The following is a 13,798-nucleotide window of genomic DNA, read 5'->3' as shown; positions in this document are numbered from 1 at the left end:
CGACACGGCGCGGTCGAGTAGGCTGTGCCACGATCTGCGCACGGAGGTGGAGACCTTGTTGGACATCCGGTTCTCCCGTGCGCTGCAGCTGATGCTCTTCCTCGCGGTCGCCGCCGAGGACGACTCCGCGCCGCTGAGCTCCGCCGAGTTGGCCCGCGTGCTGAACACCAACCCGAGCCTGGTCCGCAAGCTCCTCGTTCCGCTGACGGAGGAGGGGCTGGTGGTCTGCGTCAAGGGCCGTACCGGTGGGGCCAGGCTGGGGCGGCCGACCGACCGGATCACCCTGGCGGAGATCTACCGCTGCGCCGTCGGCGACAAGCCCCTGTGGGCCTGCTCGCCCGGGGTGGAGCCGGTGTGCCAGGTGACCGCACACGCCGGTGAGTACTTCGCCACGCTTACCGCGGAGGCCGAGGAAGCGGTGCTCGAATCGCTGGGCGACCGCACGCTCGCGGACAGTGTGCTGGAACTGCGCCGCCTCGATACGGGACACGCGCGACAGCGCTGATCCGGCCCCTGCGTCCCGCGTTCACATCGCCGGAACGCCCGTGCCCCCTTCCGGCTCGGACACGGCCGCACGGCGCAGGTGCTCGGCGAACCGTGCGTGGCGGGCCGGCGCCGTCCCCGCCGGGGTGGGGCGCACCCCCCGCCGGCCACGGATCAGCAGGGCCACGCCCGTGGTGCTTCGAGCGAGCGCACCCTGGCGCTGGCCGACGGGAGGCTCAGATGCGTCCGGCGGGCGCCCGCCGTGATCGAGCCCTCCGCCACGATGTGAAGTAAGAGCCGCAGGTCGTCCCGGTCATCACGCACCCTGTCGAGCCTATGGCACAGCCTTGCGCAGGCTATGTGGATCACGCATTGTGCGCCCACGGGCCGTGGGGCGATGCTCGGCGGGTGTCGGAGATGGTGATTGTTCTGCTGGCGGGCGTGGCCGCCGGGGCGTTGAACGCCGTCGGCGGCGGGGGCACCTTCGTGGCGCTCCCCGCCCTCATCGCGGCCGGTCTGTCCCCCGTGACGGCGAACGCGTCCTCGACCGTGGCCCTCGTACCCGGGACCGTGGCGAGCGCCTGGGTGTACCGGCGCGATCTCGCCCCGGTCGGGGGCACGTCCACGCGGGCGCTGACCGGGGTCAGTGTGATCGGCGGCGGGCTCGGTGCCGGTCTGCTGCTGACGCTGCCCGCGGTGTCGTTCGACGCCGCGCTGCCCTGGCTGCTCGCCTTCGCCACGGTGATCCTCGCCTTCGGGCGCCACGTCTCCCGTGTGCTGAGCGACGCGAAGGGCCGTGCGGTCGGCATCAGCCCCCGGACCGTCCTGATCGGCCAGTTCCTCCTCGCCGTGTACGGCGGCTACTTCGGCGGTGCCGTAGGCATCATGATGCTGGCCGTGTGGAGCATCGGCCTCGGCCTCGACACCTCGGCAGGCAACCCGATGCGGGTCGCCCAGATCGCCGCCATCTATCTCAGCGCGACCGGGCTGTTCCTCATCGCCTCGGACGCGCTGAGCGCACCGTCTGTGCTCATCACCATGCTGGTCGGCGCGGTGGCCGGCGGGGTGGCCGGAGCGCATGTCGCCCGTCGTCTCCCCGCGTGGCTGCTGCGGAGCGTCGTGCTGACCACCGCCGTCACCATGACCGTCCTGTACTTCCTCCGGGGCTGAGCGGATGGCGCAGCCCCGCGGAAGAGCGGATGGGCAGCGGGAGGGGTGCTACGAAAGCTGGTCGGCCACGACGTGTGCCGCGTCCGCGATCAGCTTGTCGTCGGACGTGGCGTCCTTGTCACCGCGGTTCGACATGATCGCCATGACGATGGGAGCGGAGTCGGGCGGCCACACCACCGCGATGTCATTGCGGCCACCGTAGTAGCTGCCGGTTCCGGTCTTGTCGCCGACTTGCCAGTTCTTGGGCACCCCGGCCCTGATGAGCGCGTCCCCGGTGGTGTTGGTCCGCAGCCACTTCGTGAGCTGTGCGCGCTCTCCGTCGCCGAGGACATCGCCGAGCACGAACGCGCGCAGATCCTCGGCCATCGCCCGCGGGGTGCTCGTGTCCCGTGTGGAACCGGGGACCCATCGGCTCAACTCCGGCTCGCGGCGCTCCATCTGGATGACGTCGTCGCCCATCTTCTCGAGCATGGCGTCGAGGCCCTTGGGCCCGCCGAGCTGGTCGAAGAGCAGGTTGGCCGCGGTGTTGTCGCTGTAGCGGACGGCGGCGTCACACAGCGCGGCCAGGCTCATCCCGGTGTCGACGTGCTTCTCGGTCACCGGGGAGTTGTCGATGAGATCGTCCTTGGAGTACGTGATCACCCGGTCCAGCCCGCCCAGCTTGACCTTCTGCAGCACGGCACCGGCCTCCAGCGCCTTGAACGTCGAGGCGTAGCCGAACCGCTCGCCGTCGCGATAGGCCACCTCGTGTCCGGTGCCGGTGTCGATGGCGTAGACACCCAGCCGCGCGTCGTAGGAGCGCTCCAGCTTCTTGAACTCGCCGGTCGACGACGCCGCGTCCTTGCCCGCCTTCGCCGCCAGATCCGTGGATGCGGACGGCGAACTCGATGCGCTCGACGACCCCGACGAGTCCGAGGATCCGTCCTGGCCGCAGGCCGTCAGCGGGACGAGAAGCGTGAGCGCGGTGAGCGCGCCGAGGGCGGTGTGCCGGGCACGGGGGAATCGCATGATCCTGACCTCCGGTTGGGCCCCCGTCACGCAGGGGGCACAGGGGATGGAACGACCGGGCCCCTTACCGGGGCGCGGCCGTGGGCATCGGGATTACCTTCGCTGCCGGGCGGCTATGCGGTCCAATACGCTCATGCGCTTCTTCATGCTGATCTGGCATAGAGTGCGGGGGTGGATCTGGTGGGAGCGTGCCGCGCGTTCGTCAGCGTGAGCGAGCGTGGAAGCTTCACCGTCGGTGCGGCCGCGGCCCGGATGTCCCAGTCGGTGGCCAGCCGCCGCGTGGCCGCTCTGGAGGAGCGCTTCGGTGAGCAGCTCTTCGAACGCACCTCACGGCGGGCCGTCCTCACCCCCTTCGGGCGGGAGATGCTGCCGGTGGCCAGACAGCTCGTACAGGCGGCCGATGTGCTGCTGCACGAGGCCGAGGCCGCCAAGCGCAAGCCGTGGCGGCTCGCGGTGCCCGGCATCTGCTCAACGGCCGGTCTGGCCCGCCTCGTCGCCGAGGCACGCGGGCACGGGATCACGCTCGATCTCCGCGTCGCGGTGCCGGCGCAGCGCCTGGAGCTCATCCACGCGCAGCAGGTGCGGGCCGCCCTGCTCGCGGTGCCCGCCGACGAGGCCACGTGGTCCGTGCCACTCGGGCTCGCCGGAGTCCAGGATCCCGGTGTGCGGCGGGTCTATCTCGAAACGCTGCGGGTCGGCCGGGTCGCTCCGGGTCCGGCCCGCCGAATCTGGATCCAGCCGGAGGACGATGTGCCGCATATCCGCGACCCGCTGACCCGGCTGCGCGACGCGGTCGGTCTGCGGCCCGCCCAGCTCGTGGCCGCCACCGACCTGACGGCCGCGGCCGCCGAAGTCCTGTGCACCCGCGACCTGTTGCTGTGTTCCCCCGCGCAGGCCGCGGAACTCGCCCTGAAGTGGCGGCCCATCGGCGAGATCACGCTCGGCCGGGGGTTCGCTCTCGTCGCCGCCGCGGACGGCAATCCACAGCTCATCGAAGGGCGCCTGGGCGGCGCCATCGCCCGCTGCCTCGGCGCGGACACCCGGGCGGGCACCGAGGAAGGAACGGAAGCGTGAGCACCGAGACACTGCTGCGCGATCTGCGCGAGCAGTTGGGCGACGGCGGACTGCACGGCTGCCTGCTCGTACGGGATCTCCACACCGGGGACGAGCTGGGCATCGACCCGGACACCCAGCTGCCATCCGCCTCCCTGGTCAAGGTCCCGCTCGCGCTGGCGACGGCGGAGCGCGTCCGGCGCGGCGAACTCGACGGAGCGACGCTGCTCGATGTACCCCCGGGGCGGATCACCACGCCCGGCCCCACCGGGCTGAGCCGGTTCCGCCACCCCGCCCGGATCGCGATCGAGGATCTGCTCTACCTGAGCACATGTGTGAGTGATGGAACGGCGGCCGACGCGCTGTTCGACCTCACCCCGCCCGCCCAGGTCGCCGAGATCCTCCAGGAACTCGGGCTGCGTGGCATCACCGTCCGGCACGGCATGCGCGAACTGACCGAAACCCCCGTGGAGCGCTTCGACGCCGAGCAGGTGCATCTCGCCCACGCGCTGGCCATCGACGCCGGCACCAGCGGCCGCGGCCACCGGGTGCCGCAACTCGACACCACCCGCGCCAACACCGGCAGCGCACGCGCCTGGGTGGACCTGCTCCAGGCCCTGTGGACACCGTCGAAAATCCATCCCGACGTGGCGTTGTACGTGCGCGACCTCATGGCCCACAACGTGCTGCGGCACCGGCTCGCCCCGGACTTCAGCTCCGACGCCACCACCTGGTCCTCCAAGACCGGCACCCTGCTCAACCTCCGCCATGAGGTCGGCATCGTCGAGCACTCCGACGGCCAGGCGTTCGCCATCGCCGTGCTCACCGAGTCACTCGTGCCCGCGAGCACCCAGCCCGGAGCCGACGCCCTCATGGCGCAGGTGGCCCGCACCTTGCGCGACCATCTCCGGCAGCTCTAGGCCCGGTCGCCGGAGGCTGGTGACCAGCCCGAGGCGGCTGGTCACCAGCCATGGTCAGAGGGTGCGGCCGAAGAGGTCGAGCAGGGCCTCCCAGTGGCGTTCGGCGGCCTCGGCGTTGTAGGCGGAGGTGTCGGCCTGGGTGTAGCCGTGCTGAGCGCCCGGGTAGACCTCGGTGCGGTGGCGGACACCGGCCTCGTTGAGGGCCTTGTCCAGGCGCTCGATCTGCTCGGGCGGAAGGGCGTGATCCTGGTCCGCGTGTCCGAAGTACAGCTCGGCGGTGACCTGCCCGGCCACCGTGTGCGGGCTGTCCGGCGCCTCCGTGGCCAAGTAGGCACCGTGGAAACCGGCCGCCGCGGCGACGCGATCGGGGTGCGTTCCGGCGGTCCGCAGGGCCAGCCCGGCGCCCAAGCAGTAGCCGGTGAGGCCCACGGGCCCGTCGGTGGCCTGCGGGCAGGAGGCCAGCCAGTCGAGATAGACGCCGGCGTCGCTCATCGCGCGCTCGGGAGTGAGTTCCTGCGCGATCGGGCCGATGTGCTCGAAGATCGCCGGACGCGCCGCCGAGTCGAGGAAGTCGGGCAACTCCACCACGGGAGCACGCCCGTGGCGGTAGAACACGTTGGGCACCAGCACGGTGTAACCGGCCGCGGCCAAACGGTCGGCCATCCCCCGCAGGTGGGGTCGGAGGCCGAAGGCGTCCATGTACAGCAGAACGGCCGGGTGGCGGTCCGTGTCGTCGGGATGGACCAGATAGGCGTCGGCGATGCCGTCCCGGGTGGGGATGTCGACGGCTGTTCCGCGCACCGCGGTCATAAGGGGGTTCCTTTCGTACCTACCGGACGACGCGCAGGGGCGCCGCCGACCAAGATCTCCGGGCCATCGCGCCACTCACCGGCGGCGCGTCGGACGACACGCTCGCGATGGCCGATTCGCCCCATCGCTAGAGGCAGCCCTCGGGCAGGGCGGCCCCACCGGCGCAGACGTGTCTGATCGCCGCGGCGATCGAATAACAGTCGAAGAGCGCTGAATGCTCCCTGCCCGCCATGGGTTTGGGCAGGCCGAGCGCTTCCCATAGCCGACCGGAGTTGGCCGATGCCGTGATCGGGGCGATGGTGTTCAGCCATGGGCGGATATTCAGGAAGCCGGCGCTGAGAAAGCCGTTCTTGATCTCCTCCCCGCGCGCCCGGGCCCACCCCACGTTCTCCCCGAGGACGACCATGTCGTTGCCGTAGGAGAGCACGGACTGCCCGCGGCAGAACGCCAGGAAGTCACTGAGCGCCTCGGCGGGGGCGACTCCCTCGCGGTCCAAGGTTTCCTGGTCGATGCCCGTGAGGCCGGTGAAGAACGGGGACAGCCGCGGATTGACCACCGGCCTGACCAGCGCCTCGTATTCCTCGACAACGGAGTGGTCGTCAGCGGAATGACCGGTGCTGATGCGCAACGCGCCGATCTGGACGATTTCGCGAAGCTGCCCCGGCTCCGACCAATCCCGCTCGAGCGATCCCGACCATGAGGTGAACTCAAGGTCGAACACGACAAACGTCGACAACCGGTCTCTCCTCGTGTGGGCGTGGGGCGAACGAACCGTACGAGCCGCTGCGCAGGAGACTACTCCTCTCCGAATGCCTTTCCCGGTCCGGGATCCCGGTGGGCCGCTGAGCGATGTCGAGGCCGGGGACAGTGGCGGGATTGCCGCCCAACGGCGTCCGAACGCCGGGTGACAAGGCGGTGCGGAATCGCGTCCAACGGAGGATCCAACGCCTTCGACGCGCCACGTCGTGGGCCGATGACCTGCGTTGGCGGGTGTCCGCGCCCTAGCCGCCGTAGGCCGCCGCAGAGTGCCCTGGCCGAGACCGGCTCCCGGGGGAGTCTCAGTCGCGCAGGCTCATACCGCCACAGACCGACCACACCTGGCCGTTGACCCACTCGGCGTCGTCCGAGAGGAGAAAGGCCACGGTGCCGGCCACGTCCGCGGGCTCGCCCAGCCGCGGGCTGCGGGCGATCTTCAGCGCCATGGCCTGCAGCCGCTGGTCGTCCCGCTGCTTCTGGGTGTCGCCCATGACCAGCCCGGGCGCCACGGCGTTGCAGCGGATGCCCTCCTTGCCCCAGCGGGAGGCGATATGGCGGGTCAGCGCGTTGATCCCGGCCTTGGAGGCGGCATACGCGGGACGCCGGGGCTCCCCTCCCCAGGCCGCGCCGGAGGAGGTGTTGACGATGACGCCGCCGCCCTGGGCCAGGAGTCGCGGGATGACCGCACGGCAGGTGAGGGCGTAGCCGAGCAGATTCACCTCGTGGGTGCGCCGCCACACCGCCGGGTCCATCTCCAGCAGGTCGGTGTCCCGGCCCAGGTGGTCGTCCGACAGGTCGGCGCCGACGTTGTAGAGCCCGTCGATCCCGCCGAACTCGGCGGTGGCCCGGTCGACCAGCGCACCGATCGACTCCTCGTCGGCGAGGTCGAACGCGACGGCGACCGCGGTGCCGCCGGCCTCGCCGATGCGCTGGGAGGTGGCCTTCGCGCCCACGAGGTTGATGTCGCCGACGACGACCGAGGCGCCCTCCTCGGCGAGCCGCTCTGCCGTGGCGGCGCCGATCCCGGTGGCGCCGCCCGCGACGACGATCCTCTTGCCCTGAAGTCCCCGCATGCCGCTCTCCCGCTCACCGAGGTCTGGAACCGAAGGATCGCCGTGAAGCAGCATTCCTAGCATGGAACTCGGTGTCACAACAGGGTCCCGATCTCATCATTGCGATCGTGGTTCAGCTCGGCGGTAGGATCGCGGGGTGAACGGAGCGGCGCGTACGAGCACGAGAGACATCGCGCGAGCGGCCATCCGGGCCGAACTGGCCGAGGTGGCGTCCGGCCTGTTCCGGAGCAAGGGCTTCGAGCAGGTCACCATCAACGACCTGGCCGCGGCCGCCGGTGTCTCGCGCAGCACCTTCCTGCGCTACGTCGGCAGCAAGGAAGAGGCCGTCCTGAGCGCCTTCGACGCCTACGGCGAGCAGGCCGCCGACGCCCTGCGGGCCGGACCCGCCGACGAGGACGACTGGACGGCGCTGCGGCGCGCACTGGACGTCGTCATCGCGTACCACCGCCGGGACCCGGTCCGCGCCCTCGCGACGACCCGCCTGGTCCGGAATACCCCCGCCCTGTGCGCCCGGCTGCTGGAGAAGCAGAACGGCTGGCGGCCCATGCTGGCCCGGGCCCTCGCCGAGCGGCCCGGCGACGCTCCGCGGGCCACGGCCCTGGCCCTGTCGGTGAAGGCCGCCGCCGCTCTGGGCTGCCTGAACATCGCCCTCGACCACTGGTCGGCCTCCGACGGCCGCCCCGACCTCACCGCCCTCCTGGACGAGGCGTTCGCCGCCCTCGCCGGGTGACCTCCCGCTCGGCATACTGGTCGGTGGGGCATCGTTCGCCGGCCGCCCGGGGGGAAGGTTCTCGCCCTGGTTGCTTTCCTCCCGAGATGGAATTCTCCGCTTTCGGTTACTGGTGAAGGAGGCAGACGATGACGACATGGACGAGCGACGAACTCAACCGGATCGCGACGACGGACGAGCTGGAAATGGCGCCGCTGCGGGGCGACGGCACACCGCGTACGGCGGTGCCGATCTGGGTCGTCCGTGACGGCGACGACCTTTACGTCCGCTCCTACCGGGGCACCGACGGCGCCTGGTGGCGCACCGCCCATGGGAGCCACGAGGGCCACATCCGCTCCGGTGGCGTGGACCGGGACGTCACCTTGGTCGAGGAGGGCGACCCCGGTGTCAACGACCGGGTCGACGACGCGTACCGCTCCAAGTACAGCCGCTACAGCGGAACCTACGTGGAGCCCATGGTCGCGGACACGGCGCGTGCCACGACGCTCAGGCTCCTGCCCCGGTGACGGTGGGCGAACCGGCCGCCGACAACCGCCTCCACCCCACGCCGCCACCCCGTCACCGAGACACCCCGGCCCCTGAGGCGCCCGAGCACCCGGAGAACCCATGACCACCCTTGCCATCATCGGAGCCGGCCCCGGTCTCGGCGCCGCCGTCGCGCGCCGCTTCGGCCGTGAGGGCTACGACATCGCCCTCATCTCCCGCGATCAGGGCCGGCTCGACGCCCTGGCCGCCGGCCTCACCGGCGAGGGCGTGACGGCGCGCGGCCTCGCCGCCGACGTACGCGATCCGAAGGCCCTCGCCGCCGCCCTGGACGCCGCGGCCACGGCCCTGGGGCCGATCGAGGTCCTGCAGTACAGCCCGGTGCCGCAGCGGGAATTCATGCTGCCGGTCCTGGACACCACCGCCGACGACCTCACGGGCCCGCTGGAGTTCTCCGTATACGGCCCCGTCACCGCCGTACGGCAGGTGCTCCCCGGTATGCGTGCCCTGGGCCGCGGCACGGTGCTCTTCGTCAACGGAGGCACCGCCGTGGTGCCGCACCCCGAGCGCGCGGGCACCTCCATCGCCTTCGCCGCCGAGAGCGCGTACGGCCGGCTGCTGCACGACGCCCTCGCCGACGAGGGCATCCATGTGGCGCAGCTGATCATCCCGGGTGCGATCGTTCCCGGGCACGGCAAGAAGGACCCGGCCGTGCTGGCGGACACCCTGTGGACCCTGCACCAGGATCGCCACGGCTTCCGGCACTTCGCCGACGACCTGGAGTCCTGACCCGGCCCGGGGGAGGTGTCCCGTGAGCTGTGCGGGGCGGCCCGGTGGCCGCCCCGCGCGGTGTCTCGCGAGAAGCGGTGTCTCAGGAGAAGGTGTCGGGCCCGACATGGTCGGGGTCGGGACCGCCGCGCGCTCCGGTGTCGAGCGCGTCGATGGCGGCCACCTCGTGGGGGGTGAGGGAGAAGTCGAAGATCGCGATGTTCTCCGCGATGCGGTGTGGTTTGACGGACTTCGGGATCGCGCACAGGTCGTGTTCGACCTGCCAGCGGAGGATGATCTGAGCCGGGCTCTTGCCGTATTTCTCGGCCAGGCCGGTGATGGTGGGTTCCTGGAGCGGGTCCCTGACCTTGTCCGGGCTCTCGCCCCCGTAGCGGTTCACGCCGCCGATGGGTGACCAGGACTGGGTGTGGATGCCCTGGCGGACGCCGAAGGCGCGCAGCTCGGGCTGGCTGAAGAACGGATGCAGTTCGACCTGGTTCACCGCGGGCACGACGTCGGTGCGCGCCATGAGATCGGTCAGGTGTGCGGGCGTGTGGTTGCACACGCCGATGGCCCGCACCCGGCCGTCGGCCAGCAGCTTCTCGGCCGCCTTGTACGAGGCCACCGTGGTGTCGAACACGGACGGGGCCGGCCAGTGCAGCAGATACAGGTCGAGATGGTCCAGGCCCAGCTTGGTGAGGCTGGTGTCGAAGGCACGGAGGGTGGCGTCGTAGCCGTAGTCGGTCATCCACACCTTCGTGATGACGAAGATGTCCTCGCGGCCGATGCCCGAGCGGGCGATGCCCTCACCGACCTCCCTCTCGTTGCCGTAGGCGGCCGCGGTGTCGATGAGGCGATAGCCGTTCTCGATCGCGGTCGTCACCGCCGGGATGGTCTCGTCGGGCGGGCTCTGGTAGACGCCGAGGCCCAGGGTGGGCATCCGCACGCCGTTGTTCAGGGTCAGAAGAGGGGCTGGTCCAGTCATACGGGATCCTTGTGTGCGTCGGAGACCGGCGGGCCCGCCCGGTGCCGTGCCCCGGCACGGGGTGAAGCCCGCTCGTACTGCGACAGGGGTTCCCGATGATGGGCCGTGTGCTCGCTCCGCACCCCGAACGTCACCACGTTGGCGCGATCAGAGCGCCGTGCCCGGCCCCGGAGGCCGCCGCCCCGGCGCCGTACGACAGGGGATCACGGTGATGTGCTGGTCTCGTCGGCCGTCATGTCCTGTGTGCCGATGACCGAGAGAAGTTCCAGCTGCGCGGCGCCCTCGGTGCCGGGCGGGGCGCTGAACCACAGCAGGCGCTGGCGGCCGTCCTCGCTGAACAGGGAGTGGCAGTCCAGCTCGATGACGCCCAGTGCGGGGTGGACGACGCGCTTGTGGTCGGTCCGCCGGAGGGCGACGTCGTGAGTGTCCCAGAGGGTGGCGAACTCCTCGCTGTGGCGTCGCAGCGCGGCCACCATCCGCCGTACCTCGGTGTCGCCGCCACGCCGGGCCGCGACGGCCTGCAGGTCGGCGACGAAGACCCGGGAGTGGTGGGGGTGGTCCTCGGGCGGGTAGAGCGCACGGGCGTCCGGATCGGTGAACCAGCGGTGGACGAAGCTCGCCGCGGGCCCGCGGACCGCCGGGGGACGGCCGACCAGCGCAGTGGCCAGCTCGTTCTGCACCAGCGTCTGGTGCAGGTCGGTGATGACCTGGGCGGGGGTGGTGGCCAGCCGGTCCAGCAGGCCGAGCAGGGCCGGCTGGACCTGTGCGGCCGGACCGTGTGTCACCGGGGGAACGGGGCGGTCGGCGAGGTGGAACAGATGGTCGCGCTCGTCGCCGTTCAGCCGCAGCGCCCGGGCGAGGGCGGTCAGCACCTGGGCCGAGGGCTGAGCGCCGCGTCCGCGCTCCAGCTCGGTGTAGTAGTCCGCGGACAGCCCGGCCAGCTGGGCGACCTCCTCGCGGCGCAACCCGGGCACCCGCCGCCGCGGCCCGGTGGGCAGGCCGACGTCGGCCGGGCGGATGCGGTCGCGCCGGGACTTGAGGAACGCGGCGAATTCGGAGTGGTTCACGCGCCCCATGGTCGCTTGTGCCGGTGGCCCGAGCCAGGGGCTGACAACCCCTGGGTGGGGACAGCCCTGGCTGACCCGGAGACCCGGGCCCAGAGTGGAGACACCCTCACGGCGTCGGTGGCGACAGCGCCGACGCTCCGGGCACGGCCACACCATGTGGCATCCGCTCGCCGGTACCCCGTTCCAGGAGTCTGCATGTCACCCCAGGCAACCGCACCGCAGCACCCCGCCGGCCGGCCCCGCGTCGCCGTCGTCACCGGCGGCTCCCGCGGCATCGGCCACGAGGCGGTGAAGCGGCTGGCCGCCGACGGATACGCCGTGGTGGTCGGATATGCCGGCCACCGGGAGTCGGCCGAAGCCGCCGCCCAGGACATCGCCGCCGCCGGTGGCCGGGCCGTGGCCGTCCGTGCCGATGTGGCCGGCCCCACCGCCACTGATCTGTTCCTCGAGGGCAAGGACGAGGAGACCATCGCCCGGATGGCGGCCCAGCCCCCGCTGGAGCGGCTCGGCACCCCCGCCGACATCGCCGAGGTCGTCGCCTTCCTCGCCTCCCCGGCCGGCCACTGGGTCAACGGCCAGGTCATCCGCGCCAACGGCGGCATCGTCTGACCGCCACGGCGCACCGCACGACCGCTTTCCACCCCGTTTCCCCGCCAGGAGAGAGAACGACCATGCCCTTCGCGACCTTCAAGGTCCCCGCCGGATCCCTCGACGAGAAGCAGAAGCAGGAGATCGTCACCCGTACCACCGAGCTGTACGTCGAGATCTACGGCGAGCGCGCCCGTGCCAACACCCTGGTCGTGGTCGAGGAGGTCACCGACGGTGGCTGGGGCATCGGCGGCAACGTCCTGACCCTCGCCATGCTCCAGCAGCCGCCCGGCCACTGACACCGGCGGACACCCACGGCCCCCGGCGCCGCCCGGCGCCGGGGAGTCCCGGGTGCTAGCCCGCGTTGACCGCTGTGGGGCTGAACGTGACGGGCAGCGATTCCAGGCAGCGGTACCAGAAGGAGTCCGCCCACCTCAGCTCCTCGGGCGCGACCGCCAGCGTCAGGTCCGGAACGCGGTCCAGCAGCACTTCGATCGCCGTCTCCGCGATGATCCTGGCCGTCTCGGGACCGCCCACCGGGCAGCCGTAGTCACCGCCGCTGAAGCTGACATGCGCGTGGTTCCCGCCGTGGCCGACGGGGGTGTCGGGCCACAGCAGCGGATCGGCGTTGGCGGCGGCCAGGCCGAGGACGACGAGGTCGCCGGTGCGGATGCGCCGGCCCCCGAGGGCGGTGTCGCGGGTGGCGTACCGCCCGATGAGGTTCTGCAGCGGGGAGTCCGCCCACAGCACCTCGTTCATGGCCTGGCCGATGCTGCGGCGGTTGCCCGAGAGGGTCATGGCGAAGCGCTCGTCGGTGAGCATCAGCCGCAGGGTGTTGCCGATCCAGTACGAGGTGAGCGGCAGCGCGGCCGCCATCAGCGCCATCAGGTCGGCGGTCTGCTGCTCCTCGGTGAGGTCCGGGGTGTTCAGGATGAACTGCGAGGTGAGGTCGGGGCCCGGCGCCTCGCGCTTGGCCTTCACCAGCTCCGCCACGTACGCGGCGACCTGCTGCTGGCCGGCGATGGCTCCCTCGTTGGAGAGGAACGAGACGGTCAGCCCTCCCGCCAGGGCCCCCAGCCCGGCCTCGTCGTCGGACAGGCCGAACATCTCGGCCGTGGCGAGGGTGGGCACCGAGTAGATGTAGTCGTACACCAGGTCCGCCTTGCCGCTCGCGGCGAACTTGTCGATCAGCTGGTCGGCGAAGCGCTCGCAGTGCCCGCGCAGCACGAAGGGGTCGATCGTGGCGAGGGCCTCGCTGGCGGCCGTCGCGCGCTGCCGGTGCTCCTCGCCCTCCGTGAAGGCCATCATCGGGCTGTACGCCACCCATGGCAGGAGTGGCCAGTCCGGTGGCACGGTGTCCCAGCCGTTCCAGCGGCGCGGGTCCCGGCCGAAGGTCTCGACATCGGACAGTACCTGGCGCGTCTCGCGGTAGCCGAGGACGAACCAGGCGTCGATGTCGCCTTCGAGCAGGACGGGGGCGACCTGTCCGCTCTCGTGCCGTATCCGCTGGTAGGTCTCGGCCGGCCGGTGCCGGAAGTCCGGCCCGTACAGCCGTGCGGCGTGGGCCGGGCAGCCCGGGGGCGGTGCGTCCGGTGTGGGGTGCGGGGCCTGCGTGTCCTGGTCGTCCTGGGGGTTCGTCACTGCATTGTCTTCCTCGGGAGCGGTGGATCTGCGGGGCTGCCGGGAGGCTAACGAAGTGATCGCGTCAGGCCAACTTCCCTGCGGTGACGATTCCTCGGCGGCTCCCCGTGGTGCGCCGGGCGGGTCGCGGACGAGGTGGGGTGGCGGGCGGTCCGTCGTGCTCCCGTATCAGCTGCGGTAGGCGGTGCATATCGCGCTGTGCGGGGCTGCTGTGCATATATGAATGCCCCCTCCATGAATTCAGCCGGATAAATGCGAATGTG

Annotated in this window: 16 protein-coding genes and 1 pseudogene; 9 read left to right on the top strand and 8 right to left on the bottom strand. The window is 71.4% G+C overall.

Features of this window, described 5'->3' with window-relative positions; translation table 11 throughout:
• Positions 1 to 46 precede the first annotated feature (46 nt).
• Positions 47 to 505 (top strand): Rrf2 family transcriptional regulator, encoded by a 459-nt coding sequence (locus AS97_RS04845; protein ID WP_236669552.1) that lies wholly within the window; start codon positions 47 to 49, stop codon positions 503 to 505.
• Positions 506 to 595: 90 nt separating this feature from the next.
• Here the strand turns inward: AS97_RS04845 and AS97_RS48905 are convergent.
• Positions 596 to 807, bottom strand: a pseudogene (locus AS97_RS48905) (LysR family transcriptional regulator); the annotation flags it as partial.
• A gap of 93 nt (positions 808 to 900) precedes the next feature.
• Between AS97_RS48905 and AS97_RS04835 the strand changes: the two are divergent.
• Complete coding sequence (locus tag AS97_RS04835) at positions 901 to 1,653, top strand: sulfite exporter TauE/SafE family protein (RefSeq protein WP_079059429.1); 753 nt, start codon at positions 901 to 903, stop codon at positions 1,651 to 1,653.
• 48 nt (positions 1,654 to 1,701) lie between these two features.
• Here the strand turns inward: AS97_RS04835 and bla are convergent, their stop codons facing one another.
• Positions 1,702 to 2,661, bottom strand: coding sequence for a class A beta-lactamase (bla, locus tag AS97_RS04830; protein WP_125755386.1), 960 nt, complete (start codon positions 2,659 to 2,661; stop codon positions 1,702 to 1,704).
• Positions 2,662 to 2,832: 171 nt separating this feature from the next.
• Here bla and AS97_RS04825 point away from each other — a divergent pair, with 171 nt between their 5' ends.
• On the top strand, positions 2,833 to 3,735 hold the full coding sequence (locus AS97_RS04825; protein WP_125755388.1) for a LysR family transcriptional regulator: 903 nt from the start codon (positions 2,833 to 2,835) through the stop codon (positions 3,733 to 3,735).
• Entirely contained in the window at positions 3,732 to 4,634 is a 903-nt protein-coding gene (locus tag AS97_RS04820) for a serine hydrolase (RefSeq protein WP_086706175.1), read from the top strand. Before AS97_RS04825 ends, AS97_RS04820 begins: the two co-directional genes overlap by 4 nt.
• A 54-nt stretch (positions 4,635 to 4,688) precedes the next feature.
• On the opposite strand, the gene AS97_RS04815 is transcribed toward AS97_RS04820, so the two are convergent.
• From AS97_RS04815 to AS97_RS04805, 3 genes are all read right to left on the bottom strand, one after another.
• A complete protein-coding gene (locus AS97_RS04815; protein WP_086706176.1) occupies positions 4,689 to 5,444 on the bottom strand; it encodes a dienelactone hydrolase family protein in 756 nt (251 codons plus the stop codon).
• Between the two features lie 127 nt (positions 5,445 to 5,571).
• Entirely contained in the window at positions 5,572 to 6,180 is a 609-nt protein-coding gene (locus tag AS97_RS04810) for a 3'-5' exonuclease (protein WP_059144815.1), read from the bottom strand.
• A 322-nt stretch (positions 6,181 to 6,502) separates the two neighbouring features.
• Entirely contained in the window at positions 6,503 to 7,273 is a 771-nt protein-coding gene (locus AS97_RS04805) for an SDR family oxidoreductase (RefSeq protein WP_059144814.1), read from the bottom strand.
• A gap of 136 nt (positions 7,274 to 7,409) precedes the next feature.
• On the opposite strand from AS97_RS04805, the gene AS97_RS04800 reads away from it, so the two are divergent.
• The 3 genes from AS97_RS04800 (at position 7,410) to AS97_RS04790 (ending at position 9,275) form a co-directional block, all read left to right on the top strand.
• The gene (locus AS97_RS04800; RefSeq protein WP_247204238.1) at positions 7,410 to 8,003 is read left to right on the top strand and encodes a TetR/AcrR family transcriptional regulator; all 594 of its coding nucleotides are present in this window, start codon (positions 7,410 to 7,412) and stop codon (positions 8,001 to 8,003) included.
• A gap of 128 nt (positions 8,004 to 8,131) precedes the next feature.
• Complete coding sequence (locus AS97_RS04795; protein ID WP_059144812.1) at positions 8,132 to 8,509, top strand: DUF2255 family protein; 378 nt, start codon at positions 8,132 to 8,134, stop codon at positions 8,507 to 8,509.
• A 100-nt stretch (positions 8,510 to 8,609) separates the two neighbouring features.
• Positions 8,610 to 9,275 carry an SDR family NAD(P)-dependent oxidoreductase gene (locus AS97_RS04790; protein ID WP_125755392.1) on the top strand — a complete coding sequence of 222 codons (666 nt, stop codon included), beginning with the start codon at positions 8,610 to 8,612 and terminating at the stop codon, positions 9,273 to 9,275.
• A gap of 82 nt (positions 9,276 to 9,357) precedes the next feature.
• On the opposite strand, the gene AS97_RS04785 is transcribed toward AS97_RS04790, so the two are convergent.
• Positions 9,358 to 10,239 (bottom strand): aldo/keto reductase, encoded by an 882-nt coding sequence (locus AS97_RS04785; protein WP_059144810.1) that lies wholly within the window; start codon positions 10,237 to 10,239, stop codon positions 9,358 to 9,360.
• Positions 10,240 to 10,442: 203 nt separating this feature from the next.
• Positions 10,443 to 11,315 carry a helix-turn-helix transcriptional regulator gene (locus tag AS97_RS04780; RefSeq protein ID WP_210564387.1) on the bottom strand — a complete coding sequence of 291 codons (873 nt, stop codon included), beginning with the start codon at positions 11,313 to 11,315 and terminating at the stop codon, positions 10,443 to 10,445.
• Positions 11,316 to 11,501: 186 nt separating this feature from the next.
• On the opposite strand from AS97_RS04780, the gene AS97_RS04775 reads away from it, so the two are divergent.
• Positions 11,502 to 11,915 (top strand): SDR family oxidoreductase, encoded by a 414-nt coding sequence (locus AS97_RS04775; protein WP_210564386.1) that lies wholly within the window; start codon positions 11,502 to 11,504, stop codon positions 11,913 to 11,915.
• A 62-nt stretch (positions 11,916 to 11,977) separates the two neighbouring features.
• Positions 11,978 to 12,193, top strand: a complete 216-nt coding sequence (locus tag AS97_RS04770) for a 4-oxalocrotonate tautomerase family protein (RefSeq protein WP_210564385.1) — start codon at positions 11,978 to 11,980, stop codon at positions 12,191 to 12,193.
• Between the two features lie 55 nt (positions 12,194 to 12,248).
• Here the strand turns inward: AS97_RS04770 and AS97_RS04765 are convergent, their stop codons facing one another.
• Positions 12,249 to 13,535, bottom strand: a complete 1,287-nt coding sequence (locus AS97_RS04765) for a cytochrome P450 (RefSeq protein ID WP_079059428.1) — start codon at positions 13,533 to 13,535, stop codon at positions 12,249 to 12,251.
• Positions 13,536 to 13,798: the final 263 nt, after the last annotated feature.

It is taken from the genome of Streptomyces sp. AgN23, from assembly GCF_001598115.1.
Lineage (GTDB): Bacteria > Actinomycetota > Actinomycetes > Streptomycetales > Streptomycetaceae > Streptomyces > Streptomyces antimycoticus.
Note: the sequence above shows the minus strand (reverse complement) of the source record. Positions and strands in the feature narration are given on the sequence as shown.

Bases quoted from the DNA above. Each gene is read 5' to 3' on its own strand.
- AS97_RS04835 (WP_079059429.1), top strand. From the start codon at position 901: ATGGTGATTGTTCTGCTGGCGGGCGTGGCCGCCGGGGCGTTGAACGCC.
- AS97_RS04780 (WP_210564387.1), bottom strand. From the start codon at position 11,315: ATGGGGCGCGTGAACCACTCCGAATTCGCCGCGTTCCTCAAGTCCCGG.
- AS97_RS04815 (WP_086706176.1), bottom strand. From the start codon at position 5,444: ATGACCGCGGTGCGCGGAACAGCCGTCGACATCCCCACCCGGGACGGC.
- AS97_RS04795 (WP_059144812.1), top strand. From the start codon at position 8,132: ATGACGACATGGACGAGCGACGAACTCAACCGGATCGCGACGACGGAC.
- AS97_RS04770 (WP_210564385.1), top strand. From the start codon at position 11,978: ATGCCCTTCGCGACCTTCAAGGTCCCCGCCGGATCCCTCGACGAGAAG.
- bla (WP_125755386.1), bottom strand. From the start codon at position 2,661: ATGCGATTCCCCCGTGCCCGGCACACCGCCCTCGGCGCGCTCACCGCG.
- AS97_RS04805 (WP_059144814.1), bottom strand. From the start codon at position 7,273: ATGCGGGGACTTCAGGGCAAGAGGATCGTCGTCGCGGGCGGCGCCACC.
- AS97_RS04790 (WP_125755392.1), top strand. From the start codon at position 8,610: ATGACCACCCTTGCCATCATCGGAGCCGGCCCCGGTCTCGGCGCCGCC.
- AS97_RS04785 (WP_059144810.1), bottom strand. From the start codon at position 10,239: ATGACTGGACCAGCCCCTCTTCTGACCCTGAACAACGGCGTGCGGATG.
- AS97_RS04775 (WP_210564386.1), top strand. From the start codon at position 11,502: ATGTCACCCCAGGCAACCGCACCGCAGCACCCCGCCGGCCGGCCCCGC.